15 protein-coding genes are annotated in these 17,212 nt (G+C 50.2%); 8 read left to right on the forward strand and 7 right to left on the reverse strand.

Annotated features, from left to right (window positions below):
• Nucleotides 1-232 precede the first annotated feature (232 nt).
• From glgX to O3C58_03200, 4 genes are read right to left on the reverse strand one after another with little or no spacing between them, the layout of a single operon-like run.
• Nucleotides 233-2,365 (reverse strand): glycogen debranching protein GlgX, encoded by a 2,133-nt coding sequence (gene glgX, locus O3C58_03185; GenBank protein MDA0690867.1) that lies wholly within the window; start codon nt 2,363-2,365, stop codon nt 233-235.
• Nucleotides 2,366-2,422: 57 nt separating this feature from the next.
• Entirely contained in the window at nt 2,423-3,472 is a 1,050-nt protein-coding gene (locus O3C58_03190; protein ID MDA0690868.1) for a M14 family metallopeptidase, read from the reverse strand.
• Nucleotides 3,442-4,347 (reverse strand): 30S ribosomal protein S6--L-glutamate ligase, encoded by a 906-nt coding sequence (gene rimK, locus O3C58_03195; GenBank protein ID MDA0690869.1) that lies wholly within the window; start codon nt 4,345-4,347, stop codon nt 3,442-3,444. The genes O3C58_03190 and rimK overlap by 31 nt, the downstream gene beginning before the upstream one ends.
• Before the next feature lie 15 nt (nt 4,348-4,362).
• Nucleotides 4,363-4,809, reverse strand: a complete 447-nt coding sequence (locus tag O3C58_03200; protein ID MDA0690870.1) for a RimK/LysX family protein — start codon at nt 4,807-4,809, stop codon at nt 4,363-4,365.
• Nucleotides 4,810-5,022: 213 nt separating this feature from the next.
• On the opposite strand from O3C58_03200, the gene O3C58_03205 reads away from it, so the two are divergent.
• Nucleotides 5,023-5,286, forward strand: a complete 264-nt coding sequence (locus tag O3C58_03205; protein ID MDA0690871.1) for a hypothetical protein — start codon at nt 5,023-5,025, stop codon at nt 5,284-5,286.
• Nucleotides 5,287-5,352: 66 nt separating this feature from the next.
• Here O3C58_03205 and O3C58_03210 read toward each other — a convergent pair whose 3' ends face one another.
• Together O3C58_03210 and O3C58_03215 are read right to left on the reverse strand one after the other, a co-directional pair.
• On the reverse strand, nt 5,353-5,865 hold the full coding sequence (locus O3C58_03210) for a hypothetical protein (GenBank protein MDA0690872.1): 513 nt from the start codon (nt 5,863-5,865) through the stop codon (nt 5,353-5,355).
• Nucleotides 5,866-5,970: 105 nt separating this feature from the next.
• Nucleotides 5,971-8,112 carry a hypothetical protein gene (locus tag O3C58_03215; GenBank protein ID MDA0690873.1) on the reverse strand — a complete coding sequence of 714 codons (2,142 nt, stop codon included), beginning with the start codon at nt 8,110-8,112 and terminating at the stop codon, nt 5,971-5,973.
• A gap of 455 nt (nt 8,113-8,567) precedes the next feature.
• Here O3C58_03215 and O3C58_03220 point away from each other — a divergent pair, with 455 nt between their 5' ends.
• Nucleotides 8,568-10,364 carry a radical SAM protein gene (locus O3C58_03220; protein ID MDA0690874.1) on the forward strand — a complete coding sequence of 599 codons (1,797 nt, stop codon included), beginning with the start codon at nt 8,568-8,570 and terminating at the stop codon, nt 10,362-10,364.
• Nucleotides 10,365-10,392: 28 nt separating this feature from the next.
• Nucleotides 10,393-12,204 (forward strand): radical SAM protein, encoded by a 1,812-nt coding sequence (locus O3C58_03225; protein ID MDA0690875.1) that lies wholly within the window; start codon nt 10,393-10,395, stop codon nt 12,202-12,204.
• Between the two features lie 246 nt (nt 12,205-12,450).
• Here the strand turns inward: O3C58_03225 and O3C58_03230 are convergent, their stop codons facing one another.
• Complete coding sequence (locus O3C58_03230; protein MDA0690876.1) at nt 12,451-12,855, reverse strand: cupin domain-containing protein; 405 nt, start codon at nt 12,853-12,855, stop codon at nt 12,451-12,453.
• A gap of 231 nt (nt 12,856-13,086) precedes the next feature.
• Here O3C58_03230 and dapF point away from each other — a divergent pair, with 231 nt between their 5' ends.
• The 5 genes from dapF (at nt 13,087) to O3C58_03255 (ending at nt 17,202) form a co-directional block, all read left to right on the forward strand.
• Entirely contained in the window at nt 13,087-13,899 is an 813-nt protein-coding gene (gene dapF, locus O3C58_03235; protein MDA0690877.1) for a diaminopimelate epimerase, read from the forward strand.
• A gap of 29 nt (nt 13,900-13,928) precedes the next feature.
• Nucleotides 13,929-14,804 (forward strand): 4-hydroxy-tetrahydrodipicolinate synthase, encoded by an 876-nt coding sequence (gene dapA / locus O3C58_03240; protein ID MDA0690878.1) that lies wholly within the window; start codon nt 13,929-13,931, stop codon nt 14,802-14,804.
• A gap of 68 nt (nt 14,805-14,872) precedes the next feature.
• Complete coding sequence (dapB, locus tag O3C58_03245; GenBank protein MDA0690879.1) at nt 14,873-15,679, forward strand: 4-hydroxy-tetrahydrodipicolinate reductase; 807 nt, start codon at nt 14,873-14,875, stop codon at nt 15,677-15,679.
• Between the two features lie 51 nt (nt 15,680-15,730).
• Nucleotides 15,731-16,486, forward strand: coding sequence for a molybdopterin-dependent oxidoreductase (locus tag O3C58_03250; protein MDA0690880.1), 756 nt, complete (start codon nt 15,731-15,733; stop codon nt 16,484-16,486).
• Nucleotides 16,483-17,202, forward strand: a complete 720-nt coding sequence (locus O3C58_03255) for an SUMF1/EgtB/PvdO family nonheme iron enzyme (GenBank protein ID MDA0690881.1) — start codon at nt 16,483-16,485, stop codon at nt 17,200-17,202. Before O3C58_03250 ends, O3C58_03255 begins: the two co-directional genes overlap by 4 nt.
• The last annotated feature ends 10 nt before the right edge of the window (nt 17,203-17,212 follow it).

A 17,212-nucleotide genomic window follows, 5' to 3' on the forward strand; every position in this document is an offset into this window, starting at 1 on the left:
CACAGGCTAGAAAGGCGGAATTAAATTCCGCATTTCCGCATAAACTTTAAGGATAGGTCGCCTGTGCTACTGGTTTTCTTAAATTAACAGTAAACTTGAAATTAACATTTTAAGGTCCCAAAAATAGTTTTTCAGCAACCTGCTAAATCTATGGACCAGGCTTCAGGAGCCCACAGGCGGAAGTGAGCGCTTTGGTTCTCAAACCAGACGCCAAAGCGGGGTTTCCAGCCGGTCATTTTTCGCGCTTCGGTTTCAGGCACAGGACCGCGAGGGAGTTGCCCGCCAGCGGATAAGCGGTTCCTGCCCGACCGATTCCAATAGGGTCAAGGGATGAGGTGTCAACGATGAGTTCCCAGCGGGTGCCTTTTTTATGGGCGGGAAGAATGAAAGGGACTTTTTCATAATGTGCGTTGATCAACATAAGGATGGTTTCTCCCTGGATCAGTCTGCCCCTGTCGTCTATATCGTCAATCGCGTCACCGCTCAGCCGAAGTCCGATGCTGCGGACAAAGGGCGTGGTCCAGCCCCATTCCGCCTGAGTCATGTCCCGGCCATTGGGGGAAATCCATGAAATATCCTTGGCGACGGATTTGCCAATTTTTTTTCCTGTGAAAAATTTTGTCCGGGTGAAAACCGGATGGATCTTTCTAAGGTGAATGATTTTTTGCGCAAATTCGAGAAACTTTTTTTGTTCCTTGTTCAAAGTCCAGTTGTACCAACTGGTTTCATTATCCTGACAATAGGCATTATTGTTCCCGGACTGTGTCCGCCCCAGCTCGTCGCCGCCGCAAATCAAAGGAACTCCCTGGGAAAGAAGCAGGGTGCCCATCAGGTTTTGTTTTTGCTGAACGCGCAAGGCTTTTATTTTTGCGTTTCTGGTGGGTCCTTCCGCGCCGCAGTTCCAGCTGTCGTTGGCGTCGGTCCCGTCCCGGTTTTCCTCCTGATTGGCTTCATTGTGTTTGGAGTTGTAGCTCACCAGATCCTCAAGCGTGAAACCGTCATGAGACGTGATGAAATTGACGCTGCCCTGAGGGCTTCGGCCATTGTGCTGATACACATCGCTACTGCCGGAGATGCGACTGGCTAGTTTCGGCAATTTTCCTTCATCGCCTTTCCAGAAACGCTTTACTGTATCTCTGAATTTTCCATTCAACTCGGACCACGGGGGAGGGAAGTTGCCCACCTGATACCCGCCTTCGCCCAAATCCCAGGGTTCTGCGATCAATTTGACCTGAGAGAGGACCGGATCTTGCTGGATGATTTTGATAAAGGCCCCCTGAAAGTTCACGTCATGATTTTCCCGGGTCAGGGTGGTCGCTAAATCGAACCGGAACCCGTCCACATGCATCTCGGTTACCCAGTAGCGCAGGCTGTCCATGATGAGTTGCAAAACCTCGGGATGGTCTGTGTTGAGGGTGTTGCCGCAACCGGTGAAGTCGTCGTACAATCCCGGGTTCTTGGCGTTCAACCGGTAGTAGGCCCGGTTATCAATGCCGCGAAAGGAGAGGGTGGGTCCTAAGTGATTGCCTTCCGCCGTGTGGTTGTAAACCACGTCCAGAATGACTTCCATTCCCTCTTTGTGGAAACAGCAAACCATGGATTTGAATTCCTGTGCAGGGTCCCCCATCTGCCCCGAATGAAAACGGTTGTCGGGAGCAAAATAGCCAATGGTGTTATAACCCCAATAATTTTTTAATCCCTTTTCCTGGAGGTGAAATTCGCCGAAATGTTGCTGGATGGGCATCAACTGCACGGCAGTGACCCCAAGAGATTTGAGGTGACTGAGGACCGGTTCGGATGCCAGTCCGGCAAAAGTTCCGCGCAGTTGGGCAGGAACCTGGGGATGCAGGGCGGTCATTCCCTTGACATGCGTTTCATACAAGATGGTTTCGTTCCAGGGAGTATTCGGAGGCCGGTCATCCCCCCAGGTGAAGGAGGTATCGACCACAACAGAAAGAGGCGCACAGGCGGCGTTATCCCGCCGGTCCATTTTGGAGTTTTCCTGAGAAGAACCAAATTGATAGCCAAACAGCCGTTCATCAAATTTGTCGGTACGGGCAACGGCTTTGGCGTAAGGGTCGATCAGTACCTTGTTGGGATTGAATCGGTGCCCTTTTTCAGGGTCATAAGGTCCATGCACCCGGTATCCATAAAGACAGCCGGGGTTCACCTCTTCCAGGTAAACATGCCAGACATGATTGGTACGCTCGGTCAGGGAAACCCGATAAAATTCTTTTCTGAAATTGATAGCGTCGAACAGGCACAGCTCTACATTGGAGGCGTTTTCGCTGAACAAAGCGAAATTCACGCCACGGCCATCCCAGGTGGCGCCCAGCGGGTAAGGTTTTCCTTTTTTCTTCCTCATCACTTCTATTTTAGGGGGAACGGAAGAAATTTCATAAAGAAATTATTTTACAGGGAATCAGTCATAAAAGGATTGGAATATTTCTCCTTCCAATTGATCGAGGCTCTTCTTGACCTGCCGGGTATTCAGGAAGGAGGCAACGTGGTACACAGCGTCGCCTTCATTGACCAATGGAAGTTTTAACTGGCCGATGATGATTCCATCGAATTCTGCTCTTATTTCGACCTGTACTTTTCCAAAGCGGTCTTTGATGATCCCCAAACGTTCACCCTTTTCAATTTGCGCGCCAATTCCTTTTAATGTTCGAAGGAGACCACTGGCAGGGGCTCGAACCCACTGACTGTTCCAGGAAATAAATGCTTCCCGGCGCTGCTCGATCTGTTTTTTTTTCGGCAACATGCCAATAGATCTTAGAACAGATAGGCATCCCCGCAACCCGATCTGAATGATGTTTTCATCAAAGCGCAGGGCCTCTCCGCCTTCAAAAAGGAGGATGGGGATTTTCCGTCTGCGGGCCGCCTCTCTCAGGGAACCGTCACGAAAGCTCGAGTTTATTATCACCGGGGCGCCGAAATCGAATGCCAGCCGCTTGGTTTCGACGTCGTCAATATAGGCGCGAATTTGAGGCAGGTTGGTCCGGTTGACGGCGCCGGTGTGAAGGTCGATCCCGTGGGTGCATTTTTTTACGATTTCCTTCATGAAGACATTCGCCAGACGGGCGGCCAGAGAGCCGGTAGCGGAGCCGGGAAACGATCGATTGAGATCCCGGCGGTCCGGCAGGTAACGGGACAAGCTGTTAAAGCCGTATACGTTGACCACGGGGATGGCGATCAAGGTTCCCTTGATTTTTGCAAGAACTTTCTTCTTCAACAGTCTGCCGATGATCTCGGTCCCGTTGATTTCGTCGCCGTGAATGGCAGCGGAAATAAACAGGGTCGGGCCGGGAACCTTTCCCCGCACGACCTCTACGGGAAAGGAAAGGTCCGTACCGTCATAAAGATTGGCGATGCTGACGTTAATATTTTTGCGCTCCCCCGGTTTGATCCAGACCTTGCCGATCTGAATGGCGGATTTTCTCATCCTATTCCGGTGGTCTTGGTGTTCCATGGACGTGCGTCCTTTTCGATGAAATCGATGATTTTATCCGCGATATCGATCCCGGTGCAGGTTTCGATGCCTTCCAGTCCCGGCGACGAGTTTACTTCCATGACCAGGGGGCCGTGTTTCGACCGGAGCAGGTCCACACCGGCCACATTGAGGCCCATGGCTTTGGCGGAGCGGACGACGGTACTGCGTTCTTCGGGAGTGATCTTGATTTTTTGCGCGGTTCCGCCGCGATGCAAATTGGATTTAAATTCTCCTTCCCTGCCCTGTCTTTTCATGCTGGCAATGACTTTTTCGCCGATGACGAAGCAACGGATGTCAGCGCCTCCGGCTTCTTTGATAAATTCCTGCACCAGAAAATGGGCGTCGAGTTCCCGGAACGCGCCGATGACGCTTTCTGCGGCTTTGTCGGTTTCAGCCAGAATGACTCCCTTGCCCTGTGTTCCTTCGGTGAGCTTGACCACCAGGGGGGCTCCTCCCACCAACTGGATCAAGTCATTGGTCATTTTGGTGGAGTGAGCGAAGCCGGTCACCGGCAGGCCGATGCCTTTCTTCGACAGAATCTGCAAAGAGCGCAGTTTGTCGCGTGAACGCACAATAGCCACCGATTCATTCAAGGAATATGTTCCGGTCATCTCAAATTGACGAAGAATGGCGGTCCCGAAAAATGTAACGGAAGCTCCGATACGGGGAATCACCACATCAAATTCGTTGAGTATCCGTTCTTTGTAATGGACCGAGGGTTTATGCGACGTGATATTCACATAACAACTCAACGGATCGATCACTTCCACAGAGTGCCCGCGTTTTTTTGCGGCTTCCACCAGCCTCTTGGTGGAATAAAGCTTTGGCCCTCTGGATAATATGCAAATATTCATTAATTTCTCCTAATTTTATCTTTTTGAAGCCAGATATGATTTTCCTGAGTGGACCAGAAAGCGGTTTCGGATCGCTTCCCTACCCAACAGCATTCGAAATCCCATCAGATCTCTATTTACGAGAGTCAATTCGACGGTAAAAACTTTCCCGCCCAATTCCAGGGCGGTTTCAATCACCGGGCGCACACTCGACTCCCCGTTCGAACTTTTAATCGAACGTTCCGCGATCACCACCGCAGATGCATGAATTTCGGGCTTCGAATGGTCCTGATCGGGATGAATAATAAACTCTACCGTTTTGGTTCCTTTGATTTTTTTTATATAGGACACATGAAGGCTTGAGGTTCTGGCTCCGGTATCGACTTTAACCTTGATCGAGTTTACTTTGAACTCAGGAAGGGACACCCACTCCCGCCAGCCAATTAAATCATGGCCTTTTTTCTTCTTTTTTTTAATTTTCATGGCTGGGAATATGCCCTGGAGCCTGGTGGATTTGCAGAGATTTGGGTGCGTTTCAGTTTTGCAATGCGAGTTCGGAAAATATTATCCGATATTTTTCACTTTAACCATATAAATTCCAGAAAAATTTTAACCGGGTGAATAACATTGTTGTTCAAGGCAGGGCTTTTTTTGAATTTGCCTTTAATTACGATCATTATCACCTTGGAATTTAGTTTGACCGACTCTTTTCAATCGAGCCAATCTATTTCCCCCAGGCTCAGGCAAAAACTGCAAATGGGCAAATCTTCGGCTGAAAGGATGGGTGGCCCACACACCGGACGGGCCAGCACATATTCTGTTCTTTTAAGGCCGAAGGAAGAGGGTGTTTTTTCAGGCGGATGGAATAATGACACCCTTGCGATTCCTGAAATTCATAAATATCAGGAATCGCAAACGCGGCATGGAGGACGTTCAGTGGATTTTCTTTATACCCGTTGAAAATAGGTCTCAAAGCACCATTATAGTTTGAGTAGTTTCTTTTTCAATGGGTATAGCGAGTTTGTTTTAATAGACGGGATTATGAAAGTAGTACAGGGCGTCATCTCCAGGACGGATGCTGTAGTCGGGCAGACTGGTGCAATGCTCCAGGACGATTTTCCAGGCAGACCCCTCTTTGTTGAATACATAGTTGCAAACATTGTGTTGTCGTTCATCCGTGTCGGAGCTTTTCGAGGTGATGCTGCTGATTTCGTCGACCAGCAGATATCCCAGGTCCTGGCCTTTATTCCCAGCCAGAACCTGGCGTTGGGTCTGGCATTTGATTTCCCGGAACTCAGCCGTCATCTGCTGAAACGCCTTGACCCGGTTTTCCAGAAGTCCGCGCTTGTCATCAGAAAGGATCACCAGCTTGGGATGGTAAAATTCGGTTATCTTTTTTGGTTGTGAACAAATCAGACCATCCACTTTTTTTAGAATATCGGAAAAGACATCTGTTTCCGCGGCGAGAGCCTTGTTACCCCCGGTCAATAACAGGACCACGAAGGTTAATAGAGCGATTTTCGATAAATAATTCAGCATTGACTGTCTCTCCAGAAGGATCGTTGTCGAAAAAAATGATTGAAACCCGGTTTTTTCCTGATTGACTGTTACCTATTCCATAGTCCTTAGAAGTCTTTAAGTGATCTACGGGAAATTATGCAGATAGATTTCCACCGTTTCTCCATCTTGTGCCCAGCCATAGGTGCCGGTTCCGGCAAAAGTGGAAATGATCCCCTGGGTGTCAACTTTGCGAATATGGTTGTTGCCCATGTCCGAAATGTACATGTTGCCCTTGGCATCAAACGCGATGGCGGCAGGTTGCTTGAGCATGGCCTGGGTTGCAGGGCCTCCATCGCCGAAATATCCCTGATAACCGTTTCCTGCCACGGTAACGATCGTTCCGTCCTTGGTGATTTTACGGATGCGATGCGTATTGAATCCGACGATGTACAATTCCCCGTCCGGGCTGAAAGCCAGAGCGTCCATAGAGCGAATTGCCGCGTTTATCGCCGGCCCGCCATCGCCCGTGTCATTGTGCTCGCCTGTTCCCGCAATCGTCGAAACAATTCCCTTCGTATCGATTTTGCGGATGCGGTTGTTGGCCGAGTCGCCGATATAGAGATTTCCAGCCGGGTCCATTACCAGGGCTCTGGGGTCTCGAAAAGTTGCCTGGGTGGCGGGGCCACCGTCGCCGGTGTAATCCGATCCGCCCGTTCCCGCAATATTTTTGATCGTGCCATCGGGTTTGATTTTACGAATCTGATGGTTGATGCGGTCGGAGGCATAAATGTTGTTATCTTTGTCAAACACGATATCGGAAAACTGAGTGACCATGGCGATTCTGCTTTTCATGGACAACCCCTGAGATTGATCGCTTGCAAGCGCCGCCAGGTATTCTTTATCCGCTGTCTGGATGAAGGTGTGCATGATCCCCTTATCGTCGATATGGCGGATCATGCTGACAAACCCGCTGGGGCTGACAAAGTAAATTTCTTCCTTACTGTTGAGAATCAGAGACTGGACTGAAAAAAGAGAAGCCTCTAAAGCTGGAACGCCATCGCCGACATTGCCGCGGTCGCCATTTCCAGCGATGGTCTGGATGATGCCCTCAGGAGAAATTTTACGGATGCGAAAATGTCCTTTATCCGAAAATATAACATTGCCCTTTTTGTCAACAGCGATCCCATGCGGAAAATTTAAATTCGCTCCTGTCGCAGGGCCGCCGTCGCCGGCAAAATTTTTGCGGCCATTGCCTGCCAGAGTTTCCACTTTGCCTTTGAGCGGGTCAATTCTGCGGATACGATAATGCGAGCGGTCGATGACCAACAGGCGGTTTTTCGCATCCAGCGCCAATCCGAAAGGCAAATGCAAATTGGTATCCCGAGCCAGCTCCGCGTCGCCATTGTAATCCTGCTGTCCGGTGCCGGCGACGGTGCGGATCATGCCCTGTTTATCGACGACACGGATGCGGTTATTATTGCGGTCCGCGATGTATATATTGCCCTGGTCATCTACCGCTACGCCGGTAGGACCGGCGATACTCGCCCGGTAGGCGGGGCCATTGTCGCCCATGAAAAAGAAACCGCCATCTCCGGCCACGGTCGTGATGATGCCCGACGGCGTGACTTTGCGGATGCGGTTGTTTCTTCTGTCGGCAATGTAGAGGTTGTCGTTTTTGTCGATGGCGAGCCCAAAAGGCCGGTCGATCCTGGCTTTTAATGCCGGGCCGGAATCCCCCCCGTATCCGTCTTCACCGTTGCCGGCATAAGTGGCGATGATGCCTTTGCTGTTGATCACGCGGATGCGGTTGTTGCTGCGATCAGAAATATAGAGGTTGCCTTTACTGTCCAGGACCAATCCTGAAGGAAGATTGAGGCTGGCTTTCGTAGCCGGGCCGCCATCTCCACTGAACCCCGCTGTGCCGTTTCCTGCAATTGTTGTGATGATGCCTTTGCGGTTCACCATTCGAATCACATGATTATCCCGGTCGGCAATATAAACGTTGCCTTTGTCATCCGTGAGTAAGCCTGCGGGTACTTTCAAGCTGGCTTTAAGGGCCGGGCCGCCGTCACCGGTATAACCGGATTCCCCTGTGCCGGCGAAACGAGTCAACAGGCCATTTTTATCGACCCGATCGATGGTGTTGTGGTCCCGCTTCGAAATATAGAAACCACCGTTTTTGTCGGTGGCAATGCCGTCTACCAGAGAAATTTCGATCTCTGTGGCGGGCTCCCCTGTTGCGAAACTCAGGCCGGGGGCAATGAGGCACAAAGCCATCAAAACCATTAAGTATCTTAATTTAAAAAACTTTGTGCGCATTTTTAACCTCAAAAATAGAACTGGGAAGAGCCTTAAAATTAAGATACCCAATTTCTTTAAACGGGTTCATGTTTTTAAGAATACAAAAATGTTGGTTCGGCATTCAACAAAAAATGACTGTATACACTATAATTAATAAACAAGCCGGTAAGCGGGTGAAATCCACCGCTTCGATCCGGGGGTTATGGAAACAGCCGAAAAATCCTTGCTTCCTAACTATTTACAGTGAGTTGGCATTTTTTGTTTGCAAGGACTCGATTATACGGGGCAGGTTTGTTATGTCAATTGGATTTTGTTCCTTTAAATCAAACGGTTTAATCGAATAATTTGAATAGTTTTGTCGAATTTTTTATTTTCCGAAAACGGGTGGAGCCGCCTCTTGGTTGGGAAACCCGGACCTTTAATGTTATGATAATTAAACCATGAAAACGTTACTGATATTCCCCGCACAGTGGTATCCGTCGCAGCCTTATCTGAGCACGCCCTACCTGACTGCCTATTTGCAGTCCAAGGGATGGCAGGTGGCGCAACGCGATTTTAATATTGAGTCTTATGACCATTTTCTCTCTCCCGACCGTTTGCGCAAAATGGTTGAGAAGATGAGGCAACGGTTACAAACCATGCGCGCTAAAAGTTCATTCACGATTAAGGAAAAATCCTGCATGGATGTTCTTTCTACCGGCATCCAGTTTTCCGACGCCATCATTTCCCAGGTGGAAGACGCCAAAGCGGTGATGCGGACTCCAGACCGGTTCTTTCATTTTGATTCCTACCGGCAGGCGGACATGATTATCAAGTCGGCGCTCAAGCTGGTATCCGATGCGTATTCGCCGTCGATTTTTTCTTTGTCCACGTTTGAAAGCGGCACGCGGGCGGAGGAATCCACCTTCAAGGCGCGGCAGTTCACTCAGGATAGGGAAACCAACCCGTTTATTGAGTTGTATGACGAGACCTTGCTTCCTACCGAGTCGTGGGAAAGTTACGACGTTGTCGGGATTTCTATCATCGGCATTTCGCAGATCATTCCCGGTTTGACGCTGGCTCGCATGCTCAAAGAGAGGCATCCGCATTTGCACATCACGCTCGGCGGACCGATCTTCAGCGTCAACGCCAGTCAGTTGAAGGGCCACACAGAATTTTTTGATGACTTCTGCCACAGCATCGTGTTGTTTGAGGGCGAAGACCCGTTGCATCAACTGCTGACCACTCTGAAAAAGGGATCGAGTTTGTATGAGGTTCCCAATCTCATGTTTCAGGATAAGGGCGAAGTTTGCATCAATAAGGAACGGGTCGAATTACGCTTTGAAGAAATTCCCTCGCCGACGTTTGAGGGGTTGCCGATGGAACGTTATCTGTCGCCTTATCCCATCCTGCCGGTTTTGCAGAGCCGGGGTTGCTACTGGGGCAAATGCACGTTCTGCACGCACAGTTTTGTGTACGGTCACCGCTACGGCAAACAGCGGACCGAGCAAATGGTGGACGCACTGATAGCGATGTCTGAAAAATATCAGACCAAGTATTTCACGTTTTCAGATGAAGCGATGTCGCCGCATGCGTTGAATGATATTTCCGAGTTGATGATCGAACGCGGGGTGGACATTCGCGCACTTGCCTTACTGAAATTTGAAAAAGTCATGGACGAAACCCTGTTCGGGAAAATGAAACAAGCCGGTTTCATTTTCCTGATGTTTGGCCTGGAAAGCGCCAATGACCGGATTCTCGCCCTGATCGACAAGGGGACCTGCAAACAGGTGGAGCGCGACGTTCTGAAAAAAAGCAGCGCCGCCGGAATCTGGAATCATTCGTTCCTGTTTTATGGCTTCCCCACCGAGACCCGTGCAGAAGCCCAGGAGACCACCGATTTTCTGATGGACAATCTGGACTCCATTCAGTCTTTCGGGCCGGGGGTGTTTTTATTGAATCGGGATTCCAGTTGTTATCAATATCCGGAAAAGTTTTCCATCACCAAGATCATTCAGGACCCGGAAGCCAATATTGCGATGAATCTGGATTTTGTCGCGGACAAGGGCATGTCGCGCGAGGAAGCGGTGGAGATGAATAACCAGTGCATCAAGCTGGCGGAAGAAAAATTTCCATCGCTGAAAGTCTGGGGCACGTTGCCCCGAGAACATTTTTTGCTCTATCTTGATAAATTTGGCAAGGATGCGTTGAGCGGAAAAACATCCGTGGATGAAGACAAAGCGCTTTGTAAGGCGTGATTGATACTTTAATTTTTGGAATGATGAAATGAAAGTCCTGCTCCTTTTTCCACCTGACTGGTTGCCTTCGGAACCGTATTTGAGTTTGCCTTCCCTGACGTCGGTTTTGCGTCCTGCCGGTCATGAGGTGGTGCAAAAAGACATCAATGTGGAAATGTACGACCTGTTTTTCAGCGCTCCTTTTTTGGATCTCGCCGCTGAAAGGATCGGGCGCGAACTCAGTCATCTCCAGCATATCAAAGGCCAGCGGGTTCTGGATGAAGAAGAGCAGACGCTCATGGATCAGCTGCTTACCTGCACGCCGGAACTGGTGGCACAATTTAAAGCCGACATTGAAAAAGCCAAGACCATTTTGAGGAGTGAAGCGTTTTACGAAATCGATCAACTCGAATGGGCCACGGATCGTCTGCACCAGACGATGGGGTTGATTTCCCTGGCGTACTATCCGGCGCAAATCTGTTTTCCGCCGATTGAAACGGACCTGATATACAAACCCTTCATGTCCAGCGAAATTCTGGAAGCTTTGGACGACGACCAGATAAACGTCTACCGCGACGTTTACCGGCGCTTGATCAAACCGGTCATGGAAAAGGATCGTCCCGGCGTGGTGGGAATCTCCGTCGTTCAGCAGAAGCAATTGATCTCAACGTTTACCTTTTGCAAAATGATCAAGGAAGATTTTCCCGACACGCACATCACCCTGGGTGGCAATATCATCACCCGCCTGCGCGATGTGTTTAAGGAAGCCGACAGTTTATTTGAATATTTTGACAGCGCCGTGGTCTATGAAGGCGAGAACGCGTTTCTGCAGTTGATTGAAGCGGTGGAAACTAAAAGCAGTTTTTCCGGCTTGCCCAATCTTATTTATAAAGACGATCAGGGCATTCACGTGAATAAGGAAGTGCGTTCGGAAGATTTATCCAAACTGCCGCCGCCCGATTTTGATGGATTGCCTCTGGATAAATACTTTATTCCGGAACTCATTCTGCCCTATCTGGCGACGCGTGGCTGTTACTGGGGGCGGTGCACGTTTTGCGACCATTTTCAGGGCTACGTGGAAGGCTTCCGCACCAAGCAGGTGGATCAAATCGTCGAAGAGATCGAGTTTCTCAAGAAAAAACACGCCACTCGTTTCTTTCATTTTACCGATGAGTCCTATCCGCCGGCGTTGTTCCGCAAGCTTTCCAGGCAGTTGATCGAGAAAAAAACGGATATCGTGTGGACCACCCACATGCGCTTTGAAGAATCGCTTCTCGATGAGCCGGTCTGGCAGGATGCCTGGGATTCCGGTTGCCGGTATTTGCACTTTGGCTATGAATCGGGCAACCAGCGGGTCTTGAAGCTGATGGACAAGGCGACGGATCTTACAGCCATTCAGACCAACCTCAGGATGTCCTCCGATGCGGGGATCTGGAATCACATCATGGGATTTTTCGGGTTCCCCGGTGAAACTCTGGAAGAAGTGGAAGATAGCAAAAATTTTGTGCATAACAACCGGGAAAATATTCAGTCCCTGGGCTTCATGACTTTTGTTCTTGGCAAATACAGTCCCATCGCTTTTGAGCCGGAGAAGTATGGACTGTCCTATTACAAGAACCCCGAATGGGACCTGGCGCTGGATTACTATTTTACCGTGGAAAAGGGATTGAGCATTCAGGAAGCGCTGGATGTGTTCGGCGAGTTCGAGAAAAAACACGATCCCAAATGGGACCTCAGGACCTGTGTGCGGGAATATATCTTCCTGTATGTCGAGCGGTTTAAAACCAACAAGCTGTCGCAGTTGCAAATGCGCCCCGAGCAACGCCTCAACGCCTCCCACAGCCCCGTGGGGATGGTTTAGAAAGTAAAAGACTTCTCACTTCTCGTCATCGCGAGCCGCTACAAGCGGCGTGGCGATCCAGCTCTTAAGGCGGAGGATCAATACGCTAACAGGTTGTCTCGTTACGATAGTTAAGTGCAAAAAAATATTGAAAAACTCCCCAATACCCAATGGACTGGATTGCTTCGCTCTACCCCTCCGGGGCATGAAGGCAAAGGTGAAATATCACATGCTCGCAATGACAATCCTATAGTTTTTCCACGGTTTTTATTCCTCCTCCACCTCATACATCACCACGTTTTCCATCTCGTTGGGATCGTTTCTGGAAACGATGGCCACGGCAGGTTCCGTCGCGCTCAAGTTGACGGGTTGATGCGGGACTCCCGGTGGGATGAACAAAAAATCGCCTTTTTCGGTCACGATCGATTCTTTTAAATTTTCCCCATATCTGTTTTCGACGCGGCCTTCCAGGATGTAGATCGCTGTTTCAAAATCCTTATGGTAATGCGGTTCAGCTTTGGCTCCGGCGGGGATGATTACCAGATTCATGGAAATCCCCTGGGCGCCCGCTGATTCCCTGGAAATTCCGGTGAAATATGGAATTTTCTGCCGGGTCATGATTTCTTTTCCCGCGCGGATGCGGGTCACGCTTTTTTTAAGATCCAATGTCATGGTTCACCTCCTTTTTCTTGTATGATTATACCATTCCTCCCGTGATTCGGTGTTGTTTGACGACGAAAGCAACCCTGTGATAAGATCCGCGCATCTGTTCGGCAGGTTTGCGCCTGCCCGGAATTTGGGGGTTCCTTCCGTATGAATCGTTATCTATTGAAAATGCTTTTAAATGGAATCATTACAACAGAATCCGCATCTAACAGACACCGATATCTTTAGGAGAAGTTTGTGGCAATACAATTTACAAAAATGAGCGGCAGCGGCAACGATTTTGTTATCATTGACAATCGTGTCCCCGTGATGCCCAACGAAAACAAGCGCGAATTTGCCCGTAAGGTCTGCGAACCCAAATCATCCGTGGGTGCGGACGGGGTGATCTTTATAGAAAATTCCGAGGTGGCCGATTTCAAATGGGATTTTTACAATAATGACGGTAGCTCCGCTGAAATGTGTGGCAACGGCGGGCGCTGTGCGGCGCGGTACGCCTATGAAAATAAAATCGCCCCCAGTAATTTGTCTTTTGAGACCGCAGCCGGGATCATCACTGCTGAAGTGAGTGGTTCCACCGTCAAGGTCAAGCTGACGAAGCCTGTGGATTTTTTGCAAAATATTGATATCGAAGTGAACGGTGTCTCTTATAATGTGGACAGCCTCAACACCGGGGTTCCGCATGCGATTATTTATGCCGAGGATTTGGAGGCGGTGGACATTCAGGCCGTTGGCCGTGCGGTCCGCTTTCATCCCAAATTTGCCCCGGCGGGAACCAATGTGGACTGGGTGCAGAAAAAAAACGGGAACTCCTTGCGCATCCGCACCTACGAGCGCGGAATTGAAGCGGAAACTCTGGCCTGCGGGACGGGGGCAGTTGCGTCCGCGTTGCTGGCTTCCTACCGCAATCAGGTGAAACCGCCGGTTGAGGTCGAAACCCGGGGCGGAGACATTCTTAAAATCGATTTTAAACCCTCAGATAAAATGATTGAAGATGTTTATCTGGAAGGCCCGGCAAAGATCACCTTCGAGGGAACCCTCGTTGAACTATAGAACTAATTTTTTCCCGGAGAATTCGCGGTATGTTTGAAGGATCCCTGGTCGCCATTGTCACTCCTTTTAAAAATGGCAAGGTCGATGAAAAAGCGTTGCGGGCGTTGATCGAGTTTCAGATTGCCGGAGGCACAGAGGGGATCGTTCCCTGTGGGACGACCGGTGAATCGGCCACTTTGAGCCATGCAGAGCATGATGAGGTCATTGGCATCACCGTGGATGCGTGTAAAGGGCGGGCGAAAGTGCTGGCCGGGACGGGGTCCAACTCCACCTGGGAAGCGGCTGAGTTGACCGAGCATGCCCAGAAGGCGGGCGTGGATGGCTCCTTGCAGATCACGCCCTACTACAACAAGCCGAATCAGGAGGGGTTGTTTCTCCATTTTTCCTCGCTTGCCAAAGGGACCGATCTGCCGATCATTTTATATAACGTTCCGGGCCGGACCGCTGTCAACATGTTGCCTGAAACGGTTGAGCGGTTGTCGAAGATAGATAATATCGTGGGAATCAAGGAAGCTTCCGGGTCACTGATGCAGATCAGTGAGATCATCAGCTTGTGTGGAAAGGATTTCACTGTTCTTTCCGGTGACGATCCTTTACTTTGGCCCATTCTGGCTATTGGTGGCAAAGGCGTCATCTCGGTGACGGCGAATGTGCTCCCGGACAAGGTGGCCCAGTTGTGTCAGGCGGCTGCAAGCGGAGATGGGGACAAAGCCCGTGCCTTGCATTATGAATTGATGGCGATCAATGAGGTGTTGTTCATCGATACCAACCCGGTTCCCGTAAAGGCCGCTTTGGCCCTCATGGGAAAAATCGGCGATGAACTGCGGTCGCCTCTGGCGCCGCTTTCCCAGGTACTGCTCGACCGACTGAAATCGGTCTTGCGCAAGTATTCCCTGATTTCTTAACGTTATATACGATGGTGTTCAATGGTATCGAGTGATTACATTTGCGGAAAAAAAGCAAAGGGGGCGTTTTGACTAAAATTCTAGTGATCGGGGCCGCAGGCCGGATGGGACGGACCCTTGTCTCCTGCATTGAAGATACGCCAGGAGCCGAGCTGTCAGGCGGAACGGAAAACCCAGGCAACCCTTCCATCGGCAGTGATGTGGGCGAGTTGGCGGGGGTTGGAAAGAAAAATATCCTGGTTGGAGATTGTCTGGATGAGGCGGTGAAATCCTGTGATGTGATCATCGATTTCACGTCTCCAGAATCCAGCATGCAAACGCTTGAAGCGGCGGTGAAAGCAATCAGACCTATAGTCATCGGAACCACGGGGTTCTCAGCTTCGCAAAAACAGGCGATAGAAAAAGCCAGTAAGAGAAATCGCTGTGTCATGGCGCCGAACATGAGTATTGGCGTTAACGTGTTATTTAAAGTGGTGCGGGATGTGGCCAAGGCTCTGGGAGATGACTATGATGTGGAGATCGTAGAAGCCCATCATAAATTTAAGAAAGACGCGCCGAGCGGCACGGCGGTACGTATCTCTGAAATTGTAGCGGAAGCTCTGCACCGCAACATTGATGAGGTGGGCGTTTATGGCCGTAAAGGCATCACCGAGCGCACGCCTAAGGAAATCGGTATTCACACGCTCCGGGCGGGGGATATCGTCGGCGAACACCGCGTGCTTTTTGGCGGCATGGGCGAGAACCTGGAAATTTTTCATCGTGCCCAAAGTAGAGAAACCTTTGCCCGTGGCGCGATACGCGCGGCCCAATGGCTGGTCAACCAGCCGGTCGGGCTGTATGATATGCAGGATGTGTTGGGTTTCAGGAAAAAGTGATTTTTTCTTGCCGCATTGATTAAAAATTTCCCTCGTCTGAAGGAGGGATGGATGGATTTCCCGTTTGTAAAATTCAAGTTCAGCCGCAGGGCATTTTTAAAAGTTTTTTCCCTGACGGCGCTCACCGCGCTGATTCCCCGCCAGGCCTCTGGTATCGGGGACTATCGCAACGATAAAAATATTCCCGAGCAGTACATTCAGAACCGTGATCTACCGGGGTTTCATATCCGCAGTGCCAATCCCTTTATGGGGGTGGATGTGGAAAACTGGGCCCTCGTCGTTACAGGCTTAGTCAAAAAAACCGTGGGCCTGACTTATGAGGACCTGTTCGGACTCAAAATGCAATCCCAGGTTTCACGGTTGAAATGCGTCGAGTGCTGGTCCGCCAAGGCAACCTGGGAAGGGTTTCGCATCGAAGAACTGATCGACCGGGTGCAGCCGGACCCCACCGCAAAATACGTTTATTTTCAATCCGCCGATTCCTATTACGAAAGTTATTCCCTGGAAGAACTGAAACGCGACCGGGTGCTTTTTGTCATTCGAATGAATGGCAAGGCGTTGAGCAAGGAACATGGCTTTCCATTGCGGTTGATCGCTCCTTTCAAATACGGTTATAAAAATATCAAATACATCACCCGCATGGAGTTCACCGATTCCAGAAAACGCAATTACTGGTCCCAAAACGGTCCGTACTCGGTGGATGGAACCATCCAGCCGGGGATCGATCACCCTCTGGACTTCAACAAAAAACCCCTGCCGATCAATGGCGGCGAAGTGTTTCATCCTTTCGACAAACGACCCTCATGAAATGGCTCGCAAGCGTTGTCCTTTTATTGGGCAGCTTCCTTCTCGCCTGCGACAGCCATGAAGTCAAACAACTACCCGTGGAAATCCCGGTTGGTGTGACCGTGCCCGAGGGCATGGTCTATATCCCCGAGGGTGGGTTCATCATGGGGCATGTGGAAGATCCAAAAACAGTGGGTGGGCAAACGGTGATGACGGATGCCTATTTCATCGACACTTACGAAGTGACCCGTGGCCAATATCAGGCGTTTGCACCGAGAGACAGTTTCGATCCTAAAAGAGCGCGACTTCCGGTGGCCTGGGTCACTTATCAGCAGGCGGAGAACTATTGCCAATCGCAGGGAAAGCGTCTGCCTACGGAGATGGAATGGGAAAAAGCGGCGCGTGGTGTCGATGGGCGCAAGTGGTCCTGGGAACGGTATTTCGAGCATCCCAATAACGGGTTTTCAGGGTTGCAGGTGGAACCGGTTGATAAGCGCACCGAATGGATCAGCCCTTACGGGGTTTTCGGCATGGGATATAACGTCTGGGAATGGACCGAGGATTGGTATGCGTATGAGGGCCAGCCCCCGGAGGAAAAGGAAAAATTTAAAGTCATCCGCGGCGGCTTGACGCAGTCGCATCTGACCATCAAATTTTCGCCGACCTATTTCCGCAACTGGATAGAACCCACGGCGTCCTTCAACTTTTTGGGATTTAGATGCGCCAGGGATGCTTGATGGGGAAAAT

Source organism: Nitrospinota bacterium (assembly GCA_027619975.1).
In the GTDB taxonomy this organism is placed as follows: Bacteria; Nitrospinota; Nitrospinia; order Nitrospinales; family VA-1; genus JADFGI01.

Excerpts from the sequence above, each read along its gene's own strand:
- O3C58_03225 (MDA0690875.1), top strand. The coding sequence starts at position 10,393 with ATGAAAGTCCTGCTCCTTTTTCCACCTGACTGGTTGCCTTCGGAACCG.
- O3C58_03210 (MDA0690872.1), bottom strand. The coding sequence starts at position 5,865 with ATGCTGAATTATTTATCGAAAATCGCTCTATTAACCTTCGTGGTCCTG.
- O3C58_03250 (MDA0690880.1), top strand. The coding sequence starts at position 15,731 with ATGGATTTCCCGTTTGTAAAATTCAAGTTCAGCCGCAGGGCATTTTTA.
- O3C58_03190 (MDA0690868.1), bottom strand. The coding sequence starts at position 3,472 with ATGGAACACCAAGACCACCGGAATAGGATGAGAAAATCCGCCATTCAG.
- O3C58_03230 (MDA0690876.1), bottom strand. The coding sequence starts at position 12,855 with ATGACATTGGATCTTAAAAAAAGCGTGACCCGCATCCGCGCGGGAAAA.
- rimK (MDA0690869.1), bottom strand. The coding sequence starts at position 4,347 with ATGAATATTTGCATATTATCCAGAGGGCCAAAGCTTTATTCCACCAAG.
- O3C58_03200 (MDA0690870.1), bottom strand. The coding sequence starts at position 4,809 with ATGAAAATTAAAAAAAAGAAGAAAAAAGGCCATGATTTAATTGGCTGG.
- glgX (MDA0690867.1), bottom strand. The coding sequence starts at position 2,365 with ATGAGGAAGAAAAAAGGAAAACCTTACCCGCTGGGCGCCACCTGGGAT.
- O3C58_03215 (MDA0690873.1), bottom strand. The coding sequence starts at position 8,112 with ATGGTTTTGATGGCTTTGTGCCTCATTGCCCCCGGCCTGAGTTTCGCA.
- dapA (MDA0690878.1), top strand. The coding sequence starts at position 13,929 with ATGTTTGAAGGATCCCTGGTCGCCATTGTCACTCCTTTTAAAAATGGC.
- O3C58_03220 (MDA0690874.1), top strand. The coding sequence starts at position 8,568 with ATGAAAACGTTACTGATATTCCCCGCACAGTGGTATCCGTCGCAGCCT.
- O3C58_03255 (MDA0690881.1), top strand. The coding sequence starts at position 16,483 with ATGAAATGGCTCGCAAGCGTTGTCCTTTTATTGGGCAGCTTCCTTCTC.